Source organism: Auraticoccus cholistanensis, from assembly GCF_009742705.1.
Classification (GTDB): Bacteria; Actinomycetota; Actinomycetes; order Propionibacteriales; family Propionibacteriaceae; genus Auraticoccus; species Auraticoccus cholistanensis.
This window is the reverse complement of record NZ_WPCU01000005.1, coordinates 70,918-87,332: the sequence shown is the minus strand read 5'-3', so window position 1 is coordinate 87,332 and position 16,415 is coordinate 70,918. Positions and strand designations below refer to the sequence as shown.

Below are 16,415 nucleotides of genomic sequence, written 5' to 3'. Positions count from 1 at the left end.
GATCACCGAGGCGATGGCGTTCGCCCCGTAGCCCAGCCCCGTGCCCATCCCGACGGCGAGGGCGATCACGTTCTTGGTCGCCCCGGCCAGCTCGCAGCCGAGCACGTCGGTGTTGGTGTACGGGCGGAAGGTGGGGCTGTGGCAGGCGGCCTGCAGCCGGCGGGCCGTCTCCTGGTCCGCGGCGGCCACGACGGCGGCGGCGGGCTGGCGCTCGGCGATCTCGCGGGCGAGGTTCGGACCGGTCACGATCGCCACCCGCTCCGCGGGCACCCCCGCGGCCTCGGTGATCACCTGGCTCATCCGCAGGTCGGTGCCCAGCTCGATCCCCTTGGCCAGGCTGACCACCAGGGCGCCCTCGGGGAGCCGCCAGCGGCTCAGGGACTCCCGCAGCCGCTGCGAGGGCACGGCGAGGACGACGATCTCGGCCCCGTCCAGGGCCTGCACCGGGTCGGCGGTGCTGCCGACGGCGGCCGGCAGCTCGATGTCGCTGAGGTAGTCGGGGTTGCGCGAGGTGGCGCTGATCCCTGCGGCCACCTCGGCCCGGCGGGCCCACAACGTCACCTGGCAGCCGGCGTCGGCGAGCACCAGCGAGAAGGCGGTGCCCCAGGCGCCGGCGCCCATCACGGTCACCCGGGTCACCGGCGGTCCTCCGTGAGCGGGCCGGACGGGGGGTCCGCAGGGGGGTCGACCGGCAGCCGGCGGCCGGCGGCCAGGTCCCAGCGGCCGGCGGGCGGGACCTGCTGGCGGAGCTCGGCCAGCAGCCCGGTGAGCGCGTCGGCGATCCGCCGCGACGCCTCGCGCACGGCGGCCTCGTCCGCCGGGCCGGCGCGCAGGTCGTCCAGCTGCACGGGCTGGCCGGCGACCACCCGGCTGACCGGGCGGCGCCACAGCCGCGGGTAGGTCGCCCGCTTGCCGGGGAGCAGCTCCTGGACGCCCCACTGGGCCACCGGGACCACCGGGCAGCCGGCGGCCAGCGCGATCCGCGCCGCCCCGGTGCGCACGGTCATCGGCCAGCCGTCGGGGTCGGCGGTGATGGTGCCCTCGGGGTACACCGTCACCAGCTGCCCCCGCCGCACCGCCTCGGTGGCGGCGTGCACCGCCGCTCCCGCGCGGTCGCTGCCCCGGTCCACCCGGATCTGGCCGGTGGAGCGCAGCAGCCGGCCCAGCAGCGGGGCGTCGAACAGCGAGGCCTTGGCCATGAAGCGGGGCCAGCGCCCGGCCCCCCAGGCCAGGAAGTGCCCGTAGCTGAGGAAGTCGGCGTTGGAGATGTGGTTCACCACCACCACGGCCCCGCCGTGCGACGGCACCCGCTCCGGGTGGCGCCAGTCCTGGCGGGTGAGGCGGCGCATCACCCAGCCGAGCAGCGAGACGGACAGGTGCATCAGGCGCTCGGGTGGGTCGGTCACCACCGAGGCCAGGGGGCGACGGGCCAGCGCCGCGGAGTCGGAGCGATTCATGTCGCGTTCACCCTAGTGGTGCTGCCGGGCCCCGGCGGTGCGCCGCGGCACCGGCGCAGGACGAGGGCTTCGCTAGGGTCACCAGGTGCCCTCGACGCCTCCTCCCGCAACCGTGGCCGCGCTGGTCGCGGTCAAGCCGTGGTCGCGGGCCAAGAGCCGGCTGGACGCCGTCGGCGGGGCCGACCGCCCGGCGCTGGCGCAGGCGATGGCGCTCGACACCTGCTCGGCCCTGGTGGGGGCCGGCTGCCGGCTGGTGGTGGTGAGCGACCAGCCGGGGCTGGCCGCGGTGCTGGCCGGCGAGGGGCTCGCGGCACGCGTGCTGCCCGACCCCGGCGGCGGGCTCAACCCGGCGCTGGCGCTGGCCGCCGCGACGGCCACCGCGGAGGGCGCGAGCACCCTGCTGGCCGCGGTCTCGGACCTGCCGTGCCTGCGCGCCGAGGACGTCCGCGCGGTGCTGGCGGCCACCGGGACGGGTCCGGGGCGCTGGTTCGTGCCCGACGCGAGCGGCACCGGCACCACCATGCTGCTGGCGCGCGGGCGCGAGCTGACGCCGGGGTTCGAGGGTGCCTCGGCCGCCCGCCACGCCGCCTCGGGCGCGGTGGCGCTGGCCGCACCCGGCCCCGCCCGGCTGGACGTCGACTCCGCCGACGACCTGGCCCGGGCGCTGGCGACCGGGGCGGGCCCCCGCACGCTGGCCTGGGCCCGGCAGCTCGACCGCCCGCCGGCGCCCTGAGGGCCCGCCGCGCGGCTCAGCCGGCGGTGCGGGCGGGCAGCGTCTGGGGCAGGAAGGACGCGCGCCGGGTCTCGAACTCGTCGATCGCGTCGGCGTGGCGCAGGGTCAGGGCGATGTCGTCCAGACCCTCCATCAGCCGCCAGCGGGTGTAGTCGTCGATCTGGAAGTCGAACGTCGACCCGCCGGCCGAGACGGTCCGCGCCCCGAGGTCGATGGTGACCGGGGTGGCGGGGTCGGCCTCGACCAGGTCCCACAGCCGCTCGACGTCGGCCTGGTCGACCACGGCGATCAGCAGCCCGGACTTGCCGGAGTTGGACCGGAAGATGTCGCCGAAGCGGGAGCCGATGACGACCTTGAAGCCGTAGTTCTGCAGCGCCCAGACGGCGTGCTCGCGGGAGGAGCCGGTGCCGAAGTCGGGGCCCGCCACGAGGACGTCGGCGCCGGCGTGCTCGGACTTGTTGAGCACGAAGTCGGGGTCCTTGCGCCAGGCGGCGAAGAGCCCGTCCTCGAAGCCGGAGCGGGTCACCCGCTTGAGGTAGACCGCCGGGATGATCTGGTCGGTGTCGACGTTGCTGCGTCGCAGCGGCAGCGCCGTGCCGGTGTGCGTGGTGAAGGGGTCCATGGTCGTCCTGCCTGCTCTCGTGGTGGCCGCGGTGGTCGGGTCAGAGGTCGCTGGGGGCGCTCAGCGTGCCCACCACGGCGGTGGCCGCGGCGACCGCCGGGGACACCAGGTGGGTGCGTCCGCCCTTGCCCTGGCGACCCTCGAAGTTGCGGTTGGAGGTCGAGGCGGCACGCTCGCCCGGGGCCAGCTGGTCGGGGTTCATGCCCAGGCACATCGAGCAGCCCGCCGCCCGCCACTCGGCGCCGGCCTCGGTGAAGACCTTGTCCAGGCCCTCGACCTCGGCCTGCAGCCGCACCCGGGCCGAGCCCGGCACGACCAGCATCCGCACGCCCTCGGCGACCTTGCGGCCCTGGATCACCGAGGCGGCCAGCCGCAGGTCCTCGATCCGGCCGTTGGTGCAGGAGCCGAGGAAGACGGTGTCGACGGCGATCTCGCGCATCGGGGTGCCGGCGTCCAGACCCATGTACTGCAGGGCCCGCTCGGCGGCGCTGCGGTCGACCTCGTCGTCGAACTGGTCCGGGTCGGGGACGCTGGCGCCCAGCGGGACGCCCTGGCCGGGGTTGGTGCCCCAGGTGACGAAGGGGGTCAGGGAGCTGGCGTCCAGGTCGACCTCGACGTCGAAGGTGGCGTCGTCGTCGGTGCGCAGGGTCGACCAGTAGGCCACCGCGGCGTCCCAGTCGGCGCCCTGCGGGGCGTGCGGACGGCCCTTGAGGTAGTCGAAGGTGGTCTGGTCCGGGGCGATCATGCCCGCCTTGGCGCCCCACTCGATCGACATGTTGCAGATCGTCATGCGGCCCTCCATCGAGAGCGCCTCGATGGCCTCGCCGCGGTACTCCACGATGTGGCCCTGGCCGCCGCCGGTGCCGACCTTGGCGATCAGCGCCAGCACCAGGTCCTTGGCCGTGACGCCCTCGGGCAGCCGGCCCGAGACGTTGACCGCCATCGTCCGCGGCCGGGCCTGGGGCAGCGTCTGGGTGGCCAGCACGTGCTCGACCTCGGAGGTGCCGATGCCGAAGGCGATGGCGCCGAAGGCGCCGTGGGTGGAGGTGTGGGAGTCCCCGCAGACCACGGTCATGCCCGGCTGGGTGACGCCCAGCTGCGGGCCGATGATGTGCACCACGCCCTGGTCCTTGTCGCCCAGGCTGTGGATGCGGATGCCGAACTCCTCGGCGTTGCGGCGCAGCGTCTCGACCTGGGTCCGCGACACCGGGTCCGCGATCGGGCGGTCGATGTCCAGCGTCGGGGTGTTGTGGTCCTCGGTGGCCAGCGTGAGGTCGGGCCGGCGGACCCGCCGTCCGGCCTGGCGCAGGCCGTCGAAGGCCTGCGGACTGGTCACCTCGTGCACGAGGTGGAGGTCGATGTAGAGCAGGTCGGGCTCCCCCTCGGCGTGGCGCACCACGTGGTTGTCCCAGACCTTCTCGCTCAGCGTCCTGCCCATCGAGGTCACATCTCCGTCGTCGTCGCGTCGGCAGCCTCTGCTGCCGCCCTCACAGTGGTCCACCGCTGCCTCTCCGCGGACTTGCATATCAGCATTCGAGACAGCAGTATCAGTACATGGACAACTCTAGCGGAGTCGGCGTGCTCGACAAGGCCGCCGCCGTGCTCAGTGCTCTCGAGACCGGCCCGACCACGCTGGCCGGGCTCGTCACCGCCACCGGACTGGCCCGCCCGACCGCCCACCGCCTGGCGGTGGCCCTCGAGCACCACCGGCTCGTCAGCCGTGACCTGCAGGGGCGCTTCGTGCTCGGCCCCCGGCTCGCCGAGCTGGCCTCGGCCGCCGGTGAGGACCGGTTGCTGGCCACCGCGGGACCGGTGCTGGCCCGGCTGCGGGACATCACCGGCGAGTCGGCCCAGCTGTTCCGCCGGCAGGGCGACATGCGCATCTGCGTGGCCGCGGCCGAGCGGACGTCGGGGCTGCGCGACTCGGTCCCGGTGGGCTCCCAGCTGACGATGTCGGCGGGCTCGGCGGCCCAGGTGCTGCTGGCCTGGGAGGAGCCGGACCGGATGCAGCGCGGTCTGCGCGGCTCGCTCTTCTCGGCGGTGGCGCTGGCGTCGGTGCGTCGTCGCGGCTGGGCCCAGTCGGTCGGCGAACGGGAGGCGGGGGTGGCCTCGGTGTCGGCCCCGGTCCGCTCCCCCTCCGGCAAGGTGATCGCCGCCGTCAGCGTGTCGGGACCGATCGAGCGGCTCTCGCGCCAGCCCGGGCGGATGCACGCCCCGGCGGTGATGGCGGCGGCCGAGCGGCTCTCGGAGGTGCTGCGCCGCAGCGGCCAGGAGGGCTGAGCCCGCCCGCGTCGGCGGCCCCGGCGGGGTCGTCGACGCGGGAAGTCCTCGGCCCGGGAGCGGGCCGGAACGACAACGGGACCAGAACGACAACGGGCCCGGAACGACAGAGACCCCCTCCGAGGAGGGGGTCTCTGCGCGTGGTAGCCCCGACGGGATTCGAACCCGCGCTACCGCCTTGAGAGGGCGGCGTGCTAGGCCGCTACACAACGGGGCCACGGCCTGCCACCGGAGTTCCGGCGACCGGAGGAGCCTACCAAACTCGTCTGCTTCCAGCGAATCGAGCGACTCCTTCGCTGGGGTACTAGGACTCGAACCTAGACTAACTGAGCCAGAATCAGTCGGGCTGCCAATTACCCCATACCCCATGGCACTTGCTGCTTCCCGGTGACCCGGGCAACGACGAGGAAGCCTAGACCATCGACCGGCTCCGGCTCAAACCGGGCGCTCCGCGCGGGTGTGGACGGCCATCCGCCTGCCCACCAGCCAGGCCAGCACGGCGAGCAGCGCGAAGCCCCCGACGTCGAAGACGGCGTCGAGGGGGCCGATCTGCTGCAGCGCCCGGGCCTCGGCCACCGAGCCCGTCAGGGCGGCCAGCGAGAACGCCAGCACGTTGTTGACCACGTGGGCCGCGCAGGCGGCCTCCAGGCCGCCGGTGCGCCACACCAGCAGGCCGGCCGCCAGCCCGAAGGCGAACCGGTCCAGGAAGAGCCACAGGTTCTGGTCCAGGTGGAACAGGGCGAAGACGAGCGCCGAGGCCAGCACGCCGAACCAGGGCGCGGCCACCACCGAGCCGAGGGCCTGCACCAGGTAGCCGCGGAAGAACACCTCCTCCGCCACCGCCTGCAGCGGGGAGGTGAGCAGCACCGCGAGCAGGAACCAGGCCGCGCCCTGCTGCGGCTGCCACTGCGGCGGCGTCCCGGCGGCCAGCACCGACAGCAGGTGCACCCCGGCCAGCGCGGGTAGCGCCAGCAGCAGGCAGGCCAGCAGGTAGCGCCACCGCGGCGTCCCCACCACCGACACCAGCCAGCGCGGTCCCACCGAGTGCAGCAGCACCATCAGCAGGCAGCAGACGGGGACCAGCACGGCCAGCCCGAGGTGCCCGGCGACCACGCCGACCGGTGTCCGGTAGGCCACCGCGTCGGCGTGGTAGTCGGCGAAGGGGACGGCCTGCTCACCCAGCGACCAGACGGCCCCCAGCAGCAGCTGGGTGAGCGCCGGGGCCAGCAGCACGAACAGCGCCACGGCGGCCAGCGCGCCGACCACGCCGCGGACCGCCCCCGATCCCGTGGAGCGGACCAGCGCCGGGTACTCCGAGCCCGCGGCCGGGACCAGCCGCAGCGGCGCCGGCGGGCCCGCGGCCAGGCTCACACGGGGCCCGGACCGTCGGGTCCGGCGGCGGGCGGGGCGTCGGGGTGCTGCAGCGACGCCAGCGCCGACTGCAGCCGCAGCAGCGACGACGTGCGTCCCAGCAGCTCCATCGACTCGAACAGCGGCGGGGAGACCTTGCGCCCGGTGATGGCCACCCGGACCGGGGCGAAGGCGAACTTGGGCTTGATGCCCAGCCCGTCCACCAGCGCCTCCCGCAGCGCGGCCTGGATCTCCTCGTGGCGCCAGTCGGCCAGCTCGGCGAGCACCCCGATCGCCGCCCGCAGCACGTGGACGTCGTCGGGCTTGGCGCCCAGACCAGCGCCGGGGTCGATCTGCAGGTCCTCGTCGGCGGTGAACAGGAAGCCCGCCATCGCCACGATCTCCGACAGCGTGGTCATCCGCTCCCGCACCAGCGGCACCACGGCCTCCAGCCGCGCCTGCTGCTCGGGCGCCGGCGGCTGGCCCACCAGACCGGCCCCGGCCAGGAACGGCACCAGGTGGCGGGTCAGCTCGGCGTCGGTGAGCATCCGGATGTGCTCGGCGTTGATGGCCTCGGCCTTCTTCGGGTCGAAGCGGGCCGGGTTGGCGTTGACCTTGCGGATGTCGAAGGCGGCCACCATCTCGGCCAGGGTGAAGACGTCGCGGTCCTCGGCGATCCCCCAGCCGAGCAGCGCCAGGTAGTTGAGCAGGCCCTCGGGCAGGAAGCCCCGCTCGCGGTACTCGGCCAGGCCGGAGCCGGCGTCGCGCTTGGAGAGCCGGCGGTTGCCCTCCCCCATGACGATCGGCAGGTGGCCGAAGCGGGGCGTGCGGCCCGGTCCGACGCCCAGCTCGGCCAGCGCCCGGTAGAGCACGATCTGGCGCGGCGTGGAGGACAGCAGGTCCTCCCCCCGCAGCACGTGGGTGATCCCCATCAGCGCGTCGTCGACGGGGTTGACCAGCGTGTACAGCGGGTCCCCGTTGGCGCGGACCACCACGTAGTCGGGCACGTGCGCGCCGTCGAAGGAGACCCGGCCGCGGACCAGGTCGTCGAAGCCGATCTCGCCGTCGGGCACGCGCACCCGCACCACCGGGGAGCGGCCCTCGGCCTCGAAGCCGGCCACCTGCTCCGCCGTCAGCTCGCGGCAGTGCCCGTCGTAGCCCGACGGCCCGCCCTTGGGCCGGGCCGCCTCGCGGGCGTCCTGCTCCTCCTTGGTGCAGTAGCAGCGGTAGGCGTGGCCGGAGGCGAGCAGCCGCTCCACCACGTCGCGGTAGAGGTGGCCGCGCTGGGACTGCAGGTAGGGCTCGTGCGGCCCGCCCTTCTCCGGCCCCTCGTCCCAGTCCAGCCCCAGCCAGCGCAGCGACTCCAGCACCCCGCGGTAGGACTCCTCGGTCGAGCGGGCGGCGTCGGTGTCCTCGATCCGCAGCACGAACGTGCCGCCGTGGTGGCGGGCGAAGGCGTAGTTGAACAGGGCGCTGCGGACGTTGCCGACGTGCAGGTTGCCGGTCGGCGACGGGGGGAAGCGGACCCGGACCTGGGAGGGGGCGAGGTCGCCCAGCACCGGGTCCGCCGCGCCGGCGCCGTCGGGGGTCTGGGTCACTGCGCGTCCTCCGTGCTGCTCGGTGCCGGGTCGCTCCCGGTCACGGTGTTGGTCAGGGTGCCGATGCCCTCGACGGTGATGCTGACCCGCTGGCCGACCTGCATCCGCCCCACCCCCGCCGGGGTGCCGGTCAGGATGACGTCACCGGGCAGCAGGGTGGTGAAGGAGGTGATCCACTCGATCAGCCGCGAGATGGGGTGCACCATCAGCGCGGTGCTGCCGTCCTGGCGCACCTCGCCGTCCAGGGTGGTGGTGATCTGCAGGGCCGAGGCCTCCTCGATGCTGAGGTGGGTGACCATCCACGGCCCGAGCGGGCAGAAGGTGTCGTAGCCCTTGGCCCGGGCCCACTGGCCGTCGCTCTTCTGCAGGTCGCGGGCGGTGACGTCGTTGGCCACGGTGTAGCCGAAGACCACCTCCGCCGCCCGGCTGGCCGGCACGTCGCGGCAGATCCGACCGATCACCACGGCCAGCTCGCCCTCGTAGCTCAGCAGCTCGGTGGTGCTGGGGTGCACGATCGCGTCGTCGGGGCCGATCACCGACGTGTTCGGCTTGAGGAAGATCAGCGGGTCGCCCGGCACCTCGTTGCCCAGCTCCTCGGCGTGGGCGGCGAAGTTGCGGCCCACCCCCACCACCTTGCTGCGGGGGATGACCGGGGCGAGCAGCCTCACGGCGTCGAGCCGGTGGCGGGCGCCGGTCAGCTGGACCGGTCCGGCCAGCGGGTCCGAGGTCAGCTCGGCGATGGTGTCGGGGTGGCTGCCGCCGTCCTCGGCCAGCTCGACCACGCCGTAGCGGGGGTCACCCTCGGCGGCGAAACGTGCGATGCGCATGTGGGTCCTTTCGACGACCACTCACCCTAGTGTCGCGCCGGCCCCCCGCTCGACCGCGCGCCCCGGCCGTCCGGCTGCCGACGGCCGCCGCCCGACCGCTGCGGCATACTCGCGGCCATGACCGACCTCGCACCGCCCGCCCGCGGGTACAACGCCGTCGAGCTGATCCGGCACAAGCGCGACGGCGGCGTCCTCGACCCCGACCAGGTGCGCTGGCTGGTCGAGGCCTACACCGCCGGCAGGGTGGCCGAGGAGCAGATGTCGGCGATGGCCATGGCGATCTTCTTCCGCGGCCTCGACGACGCCGAGCTGCGCGCCTGGACGGCGGCGATGATCGGCACCGGCGAGCGGCTGGACTTCTCCGGGCTCTCCCGGCCCACCGCCGACAAGCACTCCACCGGCGGGGTCGGCGACAAGATCACCCTGCCGCTGGCCCCGCTGGTGGCCGCCTGCGGGGTCGCGGTCCCCCAGCTCAGCGGCCGGGGGCTCGGCCACACCGGGGGCACCCTGGACAAGCTGGAGTCGATCCCCGGCTGGCGGGCCTCGTTGAGCACCGAGGAGATGCTGGCCCAGCTGGAGGAGGTCGGGGCCGTGGTCTGCGCCGCCGGCTCCGGGCTCGCCCCGGCCGACCGCAAGCTCTACGCGCTGCGCGACGTCACGGGCACCGTGGAGGCCATCCCGCTGATCGCCTCCTCCATCATGAGCAAGAAGATCGCCGAGGGCACCGGCGCGCTGGTGCTCGACGTCAAGGTCGGCAGCGGCGCCTTCATGACCGAGCTCGAGGACGCCCGCACGCTGGCCCGGACGATGGTCGCACTGGGCACCGACGCCGGGGTCACCACGGTGGCGCTGCTGACCGACATGTCCACGCCGCTGGGGCTGACCGCGGGGAACGCGCTGGAGGTGCGGGAGTCGGTCGAGGTGCTGGCCGGCGGCGGCCCGCCGGACGTGGTGGAGCTGACCCTGGCGCTGGCCCGCGAGATGGTGGCGGCCGCGGGCCGCGACGACGTGGACCCGGCCGACGCGCTGGCGGACGGCCGCGCCATGGACGTGTGGCGGGCCATGGTGCGGGCCCAGGGCGGCGACCCCGACGCCCCGCTGCCCACCGCCCGGCACACCGCCACCGTGACCGCCGACGGGTCCGGCACGCTGACCCGGCTGGACGCCAGGGCGGTCGGCGTGGCCGCCTGGCGGCTGGGTGCCGGCCGGGCCCGCAAGGAGGACCCGGTGCAGGCCGGCGCGGGTGTCGAGCTGCACGCGCGTCCGGGCGACGTGGTGCGGGCGGGCCAGCCGCTGCTCACCCTGCACACCGACGACCCCGACCGCGTCGCCGCGGCCGAGGAGGCCCTGCGCGGGGGCTGGACCATCGGCGGCGAGCCGCAGCCCGCCCCGGTGGTGCTGGAGCGCATCACTGCCTGACTCGTCCGGCGGTGGGTACCAGGCCGCTGTGCCGAGCGACCGCGTGACCTCCGACCCCGAGACCGCCGAGCGTCTGGAGTCCGCCGCCCGCGACGTCTTCGGCCACGCCGAGCTGCGGGACTGGCAGCTGGCCGCGGTGTCGGACCTGCTGGCCGGCCGCGACGTGCTGCTGGTGCAGCCCACCGGGGCGGGCAAGTCGCTGGCCTACCAGCTGGCCGGGGTGCTGATGGAGACCGGCCCGACGGTGGTGGTCTCACCGCTGCTGGCGCTGCAGGCCGACCAGGTCGAGGGGCTGACCGAGCGGGCCGAGGGGGTGCGGGCGAGCCGGCTCAGCTCGGCCGAGAGCGCCGGCGCCCGGCGCGAGGCGCTGGAGCAGGCCGGGCCGGGCAGCTTCCTCTTCCTCGCCCCCGAGCAGCTGGCCCGCGAGGAGACCCGCGAGGCGGTGGCGGCGCTGCACCCGGCGCTGGTGGCGGTGGACGAGGCCCACTGCGTGTCCTCGTGGGGCCACGACTTCCGCCCGGACTACCTGCGGCTGGGCGAGCTGGTCGAGCAGCTGGGACGACCGCCGGTGATCGCGCTGACCGCGACCGCCGCCCCGCCGGTGCGCCAGGACATCGCCGAGAAGCTCCGGCTGCGCGAGCCCCGGCTGGTGGTGGCCGACGTCGCCCGGCCCAACATCGCCCTGTCGGCGCAGCACTGCCTCGACGAGCGGGCCCAGCGCCGGGCCGTGCTCGAGGCGGTGGCCGGGCAGCAGGGGCAGGGCATCGTCTACACCCGCACCCGCAAGCTCGCCGAGGAGCTGGCCGCCGAGCTGGTCGGGCAGGGCCGCGACGCCGACCACTACCACGCCGGCCGTCCGGGCAGGGCCCGGGAGGCCGTGCAGCAGGCCTTCATGGCCGGCGAGGTGGACGTCCTGGTGGCCACCTCCGCCTTCGGGATGGGCATCGACAAGCCCGACATCCGCTTCGTCGTGCACGCCCAGGCCCCGGAGTCCCCCGACGTCTACTACCAGGAGGTGGGGCGGGCCGGCCGGGACGGCGGACCGGCCACCGGACTGCTGTGCCACCGCCCCGAGGACCTCTCGCTGGCCCGGTTCTTCGCCCCCGCCGTGCCCTCCCCCGCCGACGTGGGGGCCCTGGTCGGCGCCCTGGCCGGGGTCGAGGGCGAGCCGGACCGGGACGCGCTGCGGGAGGCCACCGGCCTCGGCGTGCGCAAGCTCGCCCGGATCCTCAACCTGGTGCAGGAGGAGTCGGCCCACTCGGGGGCCGACGACCCCGGCGACGGCCCGACGCTGGTCGAGCGGGTGGTGCAGCGGGCGGAGCAGCACCGGCGCATGCAGCAGACCCGCATCGAGATGATGCGCCGCTACGCCGAGACGACGACGTGCCGCCAGCGCTTCCTGCTGCACTACTTCGGCGACGAGGGCGAGGAGCCCTGCGGCAGCTGCGACAACTGCCGCAGCGGGGCCACCGCCGAGCACGACGAGGCCGTCGCGGAGACGGTGGCCCAGGCCGACGCCGAGGACGCCGGCTGGACCGGACGCTTCCACGCCGAGCAGGCCGTCCAGCACCCCGAGTTCGGGCTGGGCACCGTCGTGGAGGTGGAGGGCGACCGGCTCACCGTGCTCTTCGACCAGGGCGGCTACCGGACGCTGGACCTGCCCACCGTGGTGGAGTCGGGTCTGCTGGAACCGGCCTGAGCCGCCGCGGCCCGCCGCTCAGTCGACGACCGTCACCTCGGCGGGCGCGGGCTCGGGGGCGGCGCGGTGCAGCAGGCCGTACAGGTAGGCGTCGCTGAGCGCCTCCCAGCTGGCCTCGATCACGTTGGAGCCGACCCCGACGGTGGTCCAGGTGCGCTCGCCGTCGGTGGTGTCGATCAGCACCCGGACCACGGCGTTGGTGCCGTGGCCGCCGCCGGCACGGACCGAGCCCTCCAGCACCCGCACCCGGTAGTCGGTCAGCTCGTAGCAGTCGACCACCGGGAAGGCCGGGGTCAGCGCCCGGCGCAGCGCGGCGTCGAGGGCGTTGACCGGGCCGTTGCCCTCGCCGACGAACAGCTGCTCCTCGCCCCGGGCACGGAGCTTGACCGTCGCCTCGGAGTCGGAGCGCTCACCGGCGGCGGAGTGGGTGTGCACGCGCCACTGCAGCACCGAGAAGTACTCATCCAGCTCGCCGAGCTCGGAGCGCAGCAGCAGCTCGAAGGAGGCGTCGGCCGCCTCGTAGGAGTAGCCCTCGGCCTCGCGGTTCTTCACCTGCTCGGTGACCCGGGCGGCCAGCTCACGGTCGGAGAGGTCGAAGCCGAGCTCCTCGCCCTTGATCTGGATGTTGGCCCGGCCGGCCATGTCGGAGATCAGCATGCGCATGTCGTTGCCGACCAGGGCGGGGTCGATGTGCTGGTACAGGTTCGGGTCGACCCGGATGGCGCTGGCGTGCAGGCCTGCCTTGTGGGCGAAGGAGGACGTCCCCACGTACGGCGCCCGGGCCGAGCCGGGGACGTTGGTGACCGCGCTGATGGCGTGGGAGATCCGGGTGGCCTCGGCCAGCGCCCCCTCCGGCAGCACCGACCAGCCGTACTTGAGCTCGAGGTTGGCCACCACCGGCACGAGGTCGGCGTTGCCGGTCCGTTCGCCGTAGCCGTTCACGGTGCCCTGCACGTGCATCACGCCGGCGTCCACCGCCGCCAGGGTGTTGGCGATGGCGCAGCCGGTGTCGTTGTGGCAGTGCACGCCGAGGTCGACCCCCACCGCGCCGGCCGCGCTGACCACGTCACCCATCCAGCTGGGGAGCATGCCGCCGTTGGTGTCGCAGAGCACCACCACCTCCGCCCCCGCCTCGGCGGCGGTCCGCACCACCTCGAGGGCGTAGGCCGGGTCCTCGCGGTAGCCGTCGAAGAAGTGCTCGCAGTCGACGAAGACCCGCATCCCCTCCGAGCGGAGGTGCTGCACGGTGTCGGTGACCATGGCCAGGTTCTCGGCCAGGGTGGTGCGCAGGGCGAGCTCCACGTGCCGGGAGTGGCTCTTGGCCACCAGGCAGGCGTAGGGCGCGTGGGAGTCGCGCAGGGCGGCCACCAGGGGGTCGTCGGCCGCCCGGCCGCCCACCCGCCGGGTGGCTCCGAAGGCGACCAGCTGGGCGTGCTTGAGCACCAGCTCGCCGCGGGCCGCGGCGGCGAAGAAGGCGGTGTCGGTGGGGTTGGCCCCCGGCCAGCCGCCCTCGATGAAGCCGACGCCCAGCTCGTCGAGGTAGCCGGCGATCCGCAGCTTGTCGGCGACGGTCAGCCGCAGCCCCTCCTGCTGCGCGCCGTCGCGCAGCGTGGTGTCGTAGACGTGGAACTGCGGAGGGGCCGCCATCGGCTCGGGCATCGGTCGTCTTCCGTCGGGCTACAGGTGGTCGGGTGTCGGAGCATCTCCGGGAACGAAAAAACCTCCCGTCTCGGACAGGAGGTTTCGCGCGGCCGACGAGTTCGTCAGCAGCGCCGCGTCGTAATGGAGGTGCTCGCCACGCCCCCAGTCTCGGACGGGTGCTGGCCTCGCACCACCCCCGTCTCACTTCCCGGGACGTCCTGACCGGGACGTGGACAGCCGGCTGGTGGACGAGCGGCACGTGGACGGCCGGCGGCCGCGGCCCCGGACGTCCACCCGCCCGCCGTCAGCGGATGCGGTGCATCCAGCCGTGGGTGTCCGGGGTGCGTCCGTACTGCAGGTCGAGCAGCGCCTGGCGCAGCCGGCTGGTGATCTGGCCGGCCTGGCCGTCCCCCACCTGGTACGTGCCCTCGACGTCCTTGAGCTCACCGATCGGGGTGATGACCGCGGCGGTGCCGCAGGCGAAGATCTCGCGCACCGCGCCGCTGCGCAGCCCGTCGAGGATCTCCTGCAGCGAGACCCGCCGCTCGACGGGGGTGAGCCCGAGCTCGGGGGCCAGGGCGATGATGGCGTCCCGGGTGACCCCCTCGAGGATGGTGCCCAGCTCGGGGGTGACCAGCTCGTCGCGGTCGGTGACGAAGTAGACGTTCATGCCGCCCAGCTCGTCGACCCACCGGCGCTCCACCGCGTCGGTGAACAGCACCTGGCTGCAGCCGTGCCGGGCGGCCTCGGCCTGGGCGACCAGGGAGGCGGCGTAGTTGCCGCCGCACTTGGCGGCCCCGGTGCCGCCGGGGGCGGCACGGGTGTACTCGCGGGACAGCCAGATCGAGACCGGCCTGACCCCGCCGCTGAAGTAGGAGCCGGCCGGGGAGGCGATGACGCAGTACTGCACCCGCTGGGCCGAGCGCACGCCGAGGAAGGCCTCGCTGGCGAACATGAAGGGGCGCAGGTAGAGCGAGGTCTCCCCGCCCGCCGGCACCCAGGACTCGTCCGCCTCGACGAGGGCCTCGATGCTCTCCACGAAGGACTCCTCGGCCAGCTCCGGCAGCGCCATCCGGCGGGCGGAGGCGTTGAACCGCTCGGCGTTCTTGAAGGGGCGGAACAGCCAGACGGAGCCGTCGGCGTGCCGGTAGGCCTTCATGCCCTCGAAGATCTCCTGGGCGTAGTGCAGCACGGCCGTCGCCGGGTCGACCTGGAACGGCCCGTAGGGCACCACCGCGGAGTCGCCCCAGCCGTCCTGGGCGGTCCAGGTGGCCACCGCCATGTGGTCGGTGAAGTGGGTGCCGAAGCCGGGGTCGGCGAGGATCGCCTCCCGCTCGGCGTCGCTGCGGGGCGCGGCGGAGGGCCGCAGGTCGAACTTCAGGCTCATGGGCCGCACGCTAACAGCACCACCACCGCCCGGCCGGGGGACGTCACGCCTCGGTCGCGGCGCCGGACGGACGGCGGTTGAGACGCCGCCCGTGCGGACGTCGCGGTCTCTAACATGCCCGGGGTGACCACTTCCCAGGCCCCGAGCCAGCCGTCCGCACCCGCCTCCCCGACCCTGGCCGTGATCGGCGGTGACGGCATCGGCCCGGAGGTCACCGCCGAGGCGGTGAAGGTGCTGCGCGCGGTCTGCGGGGACGACGCCTTCTCCTTCGTCGACTACGACCTCGGCGCCGAGCGGTGGAAGCGCACCGGTGAGGTGCTGCCCGACTCGGTGCTGGCCGAGCTGGCCCAGGCCGACGCCGTCCTCTTCGGGGCGGTCGGTGCGGCCCCCGGGGACAAGTCGATGCCCAGCGGGATCCTGGAGCGCGGGCTGATCCTCAAGATCCGCTTCGCCTTCGACCACTACGTGAACCTGCGCCCCAGCCGGCTCTACGCCGGGGTGCCGACGCCGCTGGCGGAGTCGGTGACCAGCCGCGGCGAGGTCGACTTCGTGGTGGTGCGCGAGGGCACCGAGGGGCTGTACTGCGGCAACGGCGGCGTGGTCCGCCCGGGCACCGTGCACGAGATCGCCACCGAGGTCAGCGTCAACACCGCCCACGGCGTGGAGCGCGTGGTCCGCGACGCCTTCGAGCGCGCCACCCGGCGCCGGCAGAAGGTGACCCTGGTGCACAAGCACAACGTGCTGGTCAACGCCGGCCAGCTGTGGAACCGGGTCTTCGAGCAGGTCGCCGCCGAGTACCCGCAGGTGCAGACCGACTACCTGCACGTGGACGCCGCCACCATCTTCCTGGCCACCGACCCGGCCCGCTTCGACGTGGTGGTGACCGACAACCTGTTCGGCGACATCCTCACCGACCTGGCCGCGGCCGTCACCGGCGGGATCGGGCTGGCGGCCAGCGGCAACATCAACCCGACCCGGGAGTACCCGTCGATGTTCGAGCCGGTGCACGGCTCCGCGCCCGACATCGCCGGCCAGCAGGTGGCCGACCCGACCGCGGCCATCCTCTCCGCCGCCCTGCTGCTGGACCACCTGGGCCGTCCGGAGGAGGCCGCCCGGGTCACCGCCGCCGTCACCGAGGACATCGAGTCCCGCACCGGTCAGCGGCGCACCTCCGAGGTCGGCGACGCCATCGCCACCCGCGTCTCCTGACCGGCCGCACCCCCACGCCCGCACCCCCTGGACGCCCCCGCCCCTGAGAGGCTGTATGTCGTCGGGGTGACGGCCGGCGTGCCGCGGCGTGTCGCGGTGTCCCGGCCCCACGGCGTACACGGTCCCAGGGTTCCCGCCCGGGGCCCGGGTGGCGCGTGCCGGCGTCAGCGCTGCTCGACGCGCACCCGGGGCG

Annotated in this window: 14 protein-coding genes and 2 tRNA genes; 5 read left to right on the top strand and 11 right to left on the bottom strand. The window is 74.5% G+C overall.

Annotated features, from left to right (window positions below; all coding sequences use genetic code 11):
- Both GC722_RS06360 and GC722_RS06355 read right to left on the bottom strand, forming a co-directional pair.
- Positions 1–639, bottom strand: a 639-nt coding sequence (locus GC722_RS06360) for an NAD(P)H-dependent glycerol-3-phosphate dehydrogenase (protein WP_331714454.1), incomplete at its 3' end; no start/stop codon positions are given.
- The gene (locus tag GC722_RS06355) at positions 636–1,457 is read right to left on the bottom strand and encodes a lysophospholipid acyltransferase family protein (RefSeq protein ID WP_197429866.1); all 822 of its coding nucleotides are present in this window, start codon (positions 1,455–1,457) and stop codon (positions 636–638) included. The genes GC722_RS06360 and GC722_RS06355, both read right to left, overlap by 4 nt.
- 85 nt (positions 1,458–1,542) lie before the next feature.
- Between GC722_RS06355 and cofC the strand changes: the two genes are divergently transcribed.
- Positions 1,543–2,190, top strand: coding sequence for a 2-phospho-L-lactate guanylyltransferase (gene cofC / locus GC722_RS06350; RefSeq protein ID WP_331714453.1), 648 nt, complete (start codon positions 1,543–1,545; stop codon positions 2,188–2,190).
- Positions 2,191–2,206: 16 nt separating this feature from the next.
- On the opposite strand, the gene leuD is transcribed toward cofC, so the two are convergent.
- Entirely contained in the window at positions 2,207–2,812 is a 606-nt protein-coding gene (gene leuD, locus GC722_RS06345) for a 3-isopropylmalate dehydratase small subunit (protein WP_156609142.1), read from the bottom strand.
- Positions 2,813–2,852: 40 nt separating this feature from the next.
- Positions 2,853–4,250 (bottom strand): 3-isopropylmalate dehydratase large subunit, encoded by a 1,398-nt coding sequence (leuC, locus tag GC722_RS06340; protein ID WP_156609140.1) that lies wholly within the window; start codon positions 4,248–4,250, stop codon positions 2,853–2,855.
- 116 nt (positions 4,251–4,366) lie between these two features.
- Between leuC and GC722_RS06335 the strand changes: the two genes are divergently transcribed.
- The gene (locus GC722_RS06335; protein WP_156609138.1) at positions 4,367–5,092 is read left to right on the top strand and encodes an IclR family transcriptional regulator; all 726 of its coding nucleotides are present in this window, start codon (positions 4,367–4,369) and stop codon (positions 5,090–5,092) included.
- A gap of 141 nt (positions 5,093–5,233) precedes the next feature.
- On the opposite strand, the gene GC722_RS06330 is transcribed toward GC722_RS06335, so the two are convergent.
- From GC722_RS06330 to GC722_RS06310, 5 genes are all read right to left on the bottom strand, one after another.
- Positions 5,234–5,309, bottom strand: a tRNA-Glu gene (locus GC722_RS06330).
- Between the two features lie 79 nt (positions 5,310–5,388).
- Positions 5,389–5,460, bottom strand: a tRNA-Gln gene (locus GC722_RS06325).
- Positions 5,461–5,527: 67 nt separating this feature from the next.
- On the bottom strand, positions 5,528–6,463 hold the full coding sequence (locus GC722_RS06320; RefSeq protein ID WP_156609137.1) for a CPBP family intramembrane glutamic endopeptidase: 936 nt from the start codon (positions 6,461–6,463) through the stop codon (positions 5,528–5,530).
- A complete protein-coding gene (gene gltX, locus GC722_RS06315) occupies positions 6,460–8,040 on the bottom strand; it encodes a glutamate--tRNA ligase (protein ID WP_331714452.1) in 1,581 nt (526 codons plus the stop codon). Before gltX ends, GC722_RS06320 begins: the two co-directional genes overlap by 4 nt.
- Positions 8,037–8,867 carry a fumarylacetoacetate hydrolase family protein gene (locus GC722_RS06310; RefSeq protein ID WP_156609135.1) on the bottom strand — a complete coding sequence of 277 codons (831 nt, stop codon included), beginning with the start codon at positions 8,865–8,867 and terminating at the stop codon, positions 8,037–8,039. The genes gltX and GC722_RS06310 overlap by 4 nt, the downstream gene beginning before the upstream one ends.
- Before the next feature lie 117 nt (positions 8,868–8,984).
- Here GC722_RS06310 and GC722_RS06305 point away from each other — a divergent pair, with 117 nt between their 5' ends.
- Together GC722_RS06305 and GC722_RS06300 are read left to right on the top strand one after the other, a co-directional pair.
- On the top strand, positions 8,985–10,286 hold the full coding sequence (locus tag GC722_RS06305; protein ID WP_156609133.1) for a thymidine phosphorylase: 1,302 nt from the start codon (positions 8,985–8,987) through the stop codon (positions 10,284–10,286).
- A 28-nt stretch (positions 10,287–10,314) separates the two neighbouring features.
- Positions 10,315–11,985 (top strand): RecQ family ATP-dependent DNA helicase, encoded by a 1,671-nt coding sequence (locus tag GC722_RS06300; protein WP_197429865.1) that lies wholly within the window; start codon positions 10,315–10,317, stop codon positions 11,983–11,985.
- Between the two features lie 18 nt (positions 11,986–12,003).
- Here the strand turns inward: GC722_RS06300 and cimA are convergent, their stop codons facing one another.
- Positions 12,004–13,644, bottom strand: a complete 1,641-nt coding sequence (gene cimA, locus GC722_RS06295; RefSeq protein ID WP_231747543.1) for a citramalate synthase — start codon at positions 13,642–13,644, stop codon at positions 12,004–12,006.
- A 286-nt stretch (positions 13,645–13,930) separates the two neighbouring features.
- Complete coding sequence (locus GC722_RS06290; RefSeq protein WP_156609131.1) at positions 13,931–15,013, bottom strand: branched-chain amino acid aminotransferase; 1,083 nt, start codon at positions 15,011–15,013, stop codon at positions 13,931–13,933.
- A 123-nt stretch (positions 15,014–15,136) separates the two neighbouring features.
- Here GC722_RS06290 and GC722_RS06285 point away from each other — a divergent pair, with 123 nt between their 5' ends.
- Positions 15,137–16,222, top strand: a complete 1,086-nt coding sequence (locus tag GC722_RS06285) for a 3-isopropylmalate dehydrogenase (RefSeq protein WP_331714451.1) — start codon at positions 15,137–15,139, stop codon at positions 16,220–16,222.
- Positions 16,223–16,415: the final 193 nt, after the last annotated feature.